Here is a 541-nt window from a genome sequence, read left to right on the forward strand (position 1 = left end):
GCCTCCTCTAGCTCAGCGTTGGTTTGTGTGGATGGTGCTTTTTCTTTGTAAGCAAGGCGATACAGCGCAGGCATGACAAACAGTGACAATATGGTTGCGGCTGCCAAGCCTCCGATGATGGTTGCCGCCATTTGGTCAAACAGCAGATCTGACAGCAGCGGGATCATGCCGAGCGCGGTCGTTAACGCACCCATAGAAATGGCCATAGTACGGTTGACCGTGGCTTCTTTGATCGCGTCAGACAAGCTCTTGCCATTTGTGCGTTCGAGCTCAATTTGATCCATTAGTACGATGCCATTTTTGATGATCATCCCGGTCAATGTGATAGCTCCGATTAGCGCCATAAAGCCAAATGGTTTATCGAACCCAAGCAGAGCAAACACAGCCCCTGATGCTGCCAGTGGTAGCGTTGCGAGGATGATGATTGGCTGCTTAAAGCCGTTGAACATCGCGACTAAAATGATCACCATGATCAGCATTGCTTTTGGTTGCTGCTTCATGATGTCGGTGACCGCTTTGTCTTCATCGTAATATTCGCCGC

At 49.9% G+C, this 541-nt stretch carries 1 protein-coding gene; it reads right to left on the reverse strand.

The features are described from left to right. Positions 1-541, reverse strand: a 541-nt coding sequence (locus tag R7Z49_RS27125; RefSeq protein ID WP_318112767.1) for an efflux RND transporter permease subunit, incomplete at both ends; no start/stop codon positions are given.

It is taken from the genome of Vibrio sp. 1562, assembly GCF_033340155.1.
GTDB lineage: Bacteria > Pseudomonadota > Gammaproteobacteria > Enterobacterales > Vibrionaceae > Vibrio > Vibrio alginolyticus.